Source organism: Desulfobacula sp., from assembly GCF_021107415.1.
The window spans coordinates 1-3,458 of the sequence record NZ_JAIOSW010000128.1; the positions used below are offsets into that span (position 1 = coordinate 1).

Consider the following 3,458-nt stretch of genomic DNA (forward strand, 5'->3'; position numbering starts at 1 on the left):
AACAACATCGCAACAGAAGATGAAAAAGCACAGGTTGCCGCCTCATTTCAAGAAGCCGTCATTGATGTACTTTCACAAAAACTGATTAATGCAGCTTTATATAAAAGATGTCAACGCATTGGTATTGCAGGCGGTGTATCTGCCAACAAAACCTTTGTGGAAAAATTATCCGGCAAAGCAAAAGCCAAAAACATCAAAGTTTTTTCTCCCCCCATTGAACTTTGCGGAGACAATGCTGCCATGATCGCAGCAAGAGGATACACCATGATTCAACAAGGCAACACATGCAGGCTTGACCATGATGTGTTTTCAAGAAACAAATAGATTAAACCATGATTAAACCGGGTCCGTCAGGTATTTTTTCTTAACCCTTAATATTCTTTCAAGCGATTCTTTTCCCATTTTATAAAGATTTTCTTCCCCATTGAGCAGTCTTATGATTTCATGATAAGCAAGATCAATATCGGGTCCCTTGTGGCAGATCAGGGCCATATCAATTCCTGATTTCAAAATCTGCCGGATACAGGTGTTCATATCATGCTCAATGGCTTTCATGTCCAGATCGTCGGTCATCACAAGACCATCATATCCCATTTGATTGCGTAACAACTCGTTGACAATAAAGGGAGACAAACTTGCCTGCCACTGGCTGTCAAGCTGGGGGTATAAAATATGAGACAACATTATCCCTGCAACGCCCTCGTCTTTTGCATCCACAAACGGAACCAGGTCTGATTGCCTGAGAGTCTCAAGATCAATATCCAGCACGGGAAGATGAAAATGGGAATCTTTAATGGTTCTGCCAATACCCGGAAAATGCTTGGCCACAGCCATGATGCCTTTTTCCTGAAGGGTATGGATCACTTCCATACCAAGGGTTGAAACATTTTCTGCTTTTCCCTTAAACACCCGGTCTTTCATAATGCTGTCCTTCCCAACGGGTGCAATATCCAGAACCGGGGCAAAATTCATGTTAATTCCGGCCTGTTTTAGTTCATCTGCTGTGATGGAAGCAAAATTGCCGGCATCCCGAACAGATTCAATATAGGGATTCCCCTTGAACACTGTAAAAGGTTCCTTAAGTCTTGCAACTACCCCGCCTTCCTGGTCTACAGCAATAAACAGAGGGGGAATGCCGCATGATTTTGCATAATCCCGGCAGGCTTCACAAAGGGATGCCACCTGTTCCGGGGTCTCAATATTTCTTTTAAATAGTATGATACCACAGGCTTTGATATCACCAATGATATGTTTTAAATCCCCGTTCAGTTCAATGCCGTCAAATCCCAGCATTAATCGCTGCCCGGCCATTTCTTTTTGAGAAATTATGCCTCTATCCATGTTATTTCCTTGACGAACCATAGTTTTAAATATTAAAAAGTGTTTTTTTTACATATATTTGGATACCATGAAATCTATCACTTTTAAATCAGATTTTATATTAATATTTGTTGCAATCATCTGGGGTCTGGCCTTTGTTGCACAAAGAATCGGAATGGATCATATCGGTCCGTTTACCTTTAATGGTATTCGCTTTGCCCTGGGAGGCCTCTCTTTATTGCCCGTTATTTTTTTAACACAAAAAAAAACATCCGGCAAAACCAATGATGGCCTTATAAAATCAGGCATCATCTCGGGTATTTTCCTGTTTTTCGGTATTTCATTCCAACAGGTGGGACTGGTATACACAACAGCCGGTAAAGCCGGGTTTATTACAGGACTTTATGTTATCATCGTTCCCTTTTTAAATCTTTTTTTCAAACAGGACAAAACCTCTGCAGGAACATGGATTGGGGCAGTTCTTGCCAGCATCGGCATGTATTTTTTAAGTGTAACAAAAGGCTTGGATATGAACTTTGGTGATCTTCTGGTTCTTTTTTCAGCCATCTGTTTTGCCTTCCATCTCATCATTATCGGAAGATTTTCCAACCGGTTTAATGCAGCACAGCTTTCATTGGTCCAATGCATGGTTTGCACAATTTTAAGCCTGTTAGTGGCAGTCGGATTTGAAACCTTTATTCTCTCAGATATTTTAAGCGCATCCATTCCTTTAATTTACGGGGGTGTATTGTCTGTGGGGGTGGCATATTCACTACAGATTTACGGGCAAAAAAACAGCCCTGCTTCCCATGCTGCAATTATCTTAAGCCTTGAATCAGTTGTTGCAGCCATTGGCGGCTGGATCATCTTAAATGAAATTTTTTCAGGCCGTGCCATTTTTGGATGCACACTAATGCTGGCAGGCATATTGATATCACAATTGTATATCAAAAAATCCCAAGGCCCTATCCCTTAAGATTCTTTAATGCCTCTTTAAGTTGTCGGGTGACATCTTCGGATAGTTGCCCGACCATTTCTAAATTTTTTGTAACCTCGGTAAGTCCAGCATCCTTTGCCCTCCCAGCCCAGGTCAAAAATGTATCCTTGTGACTCTCATTGTGATCAATCCAGTGACCAAACAATTTCTCAAGCTTTTGCTCAAAAGTCAGTTCATGGGGATGACTGTGCTCATGCTCATGGCTGTGTGAATGACTATGGTCGTGGGAATGACTATGGTCGTGGGAATGGGAATGATCGTGATCGTGTGGGTGATTATGGTCGTGGTCGTGGGAATGATCGTGACTGTGATCGTTTTGATGTGTCATAATATTACTCCATTTAAATATTTTTCCAGGCTCACAGGTTCCGGTGTATATTGATACACTGGTTTCCAATAGCTGAAAGCGTTTATCTCAATACCATTATAAATAATGGATACAGGTCTGTCTGCTGAAACAACCACGATAATAACACGGTTGTGATCAGCAGAAAATCGTAAGGCAGAATTATATCTTGCACCTCTTGCCATATTTTCCCAGTTAATGGTTTTTCCATCCAGCAAACATCCGAATCCATGGATACACAAATCCGATGTAATATGAACAGCACCATCTATCTTTAAGAGAGAACAGGCAAGTTTAATATTTTTTAGTTCCAGGAGGTTTAAAGACGGTTCCAGCACATGGCCGGATAAAGGTGTAGGAGACTTATTCAAGTCAATCACCAGCGTACAGCCATGCCTTCCTTTTCCTGCGCTATGAACAAGGTGTGAAATAAGTTGAAATAAAAGCGTGGATTTTTCCGTATCAAGGTCTGAATCCAACAAAAGTTCCTCTAATTCAACCATTTTTGCTTCCCGGGTAGTTGAATGAAAACTGCCGTCAAAAAAAGAGGCAATCTTTTCATTCCCCAACTTTAAAAATCCGTGGTCTCCATTGAATTCTGCTGTTATGGCATAATCCGGAATGTCATAATCCGTAATTCCTATAATGGTATGGCCGTCTGACACCAGCTTTCTTTCAGAATTTTCAACCGCCACCAAAAGTTTTCTGATATGCTTTATATTGCTGATGACGGGGCGTTCATGTTTTTGAATTTTGGCGATGAATGATATTTCTTTGAGCCTTTGTGGATCTGTA

Annotated in this window: 4 protein-coding genes and 1 pseudogene; 2 read left to right on the forward strand and 3 right to left on the reverse strand. The window is 41.1% G+C overall.

All coding sequences use genetic code 11. The features are described from left to right. A pseudogene (locus K8S13_RS06780) lies at positions 1-324 on the forward strand (tRNA (adenosine(37)-N6)-threonylcarbamoyltransferase complex transferase subunit TsaD); the annotation flags it as partial. 12 nt (positions 325-336) lie between these two features. On the opposite strand, the gene nagZ reads toward K8S13_RS06780, so the two are convergent. Then, complete coding sequence (gene nagZ / locus K8S13_RS06785) at positions 337-1,341, reverse strand: beta-N-acetylhexosaminidase (protein WP_291461444.1); 1,005 nt, start codon at positions 1,339-1,341, stop codon at positions 337-339. Positions 1,342-1,408: 67 nt separating this feature from the next. On the opposite strand from nagZ, the gene K8S13_RS06790 reads away from it, so the two are divergent. Continuing rightward, entirely contained in the window at positions 1,409-2,296 is an 888-nt protein-coding gene (locus tag K8S13_RS06790) for a DMT family transporter (RefSeq protein ID WP_291461446.1), read from the forward strand. Here K8S13_RS06790 and K8S13_RS06795 read toward each other — a convergent pair. Both K8S13_RS06795 and K8S13_RS06800 read right to left on the reverse strand, forming a co-directional pair. Continuing rightward, complete coding sequence (locus K8S13_RS06795) at positions 2,286-2,645, reverse strand: hypothetical protein (protein ID WP_291461448.1); 360 nt, start codon at positions 2,643-2,645, stop codon at positions 2,286-2,288. The two genes, K8S13_RS06790 and K8S13_RS06795, sit on opposite strands and share 11 nt — an antisense overlap. Continuing rightward, positions 2,642-3,458: DNA integrity scanning protein DisA nucleotide-binding domain protein (locus K8S13_RS06800; RefSeq protein ID WP_291461451.1), on the reverse strand; the 817-nt coding region annotated here is incomplete at its 5' end. The genes K8S13_RS06800 and K8S13_RS06795, both read right to left, overlap by 4 nt.

What these genes read in the sequence shown, in the direction of transcription:
- nagZ (WP_291461444.1), bottom strand. Translation starts at nt 1,341, where the DNA reads ATGGATAGAGGCATAATTTCTCAAAAAGAAATGGCCGGGCAGCGATTA.
- K8S13_RS06790 (WP_291461446.1), top strand. Translation starts at nt 1,409, where the DNA reads ATGAAATCTATCACTTTTAAATCAGATTTTATATTAATATTTGTTGCA.
- K8S13_RS06795 (WP_291461448.1), bottom strand. Translation starts at nt 2,645, where the DNA reads ATGACACATCAAAACGATCACAGTCACGATCATTCCCACGACCACGAC.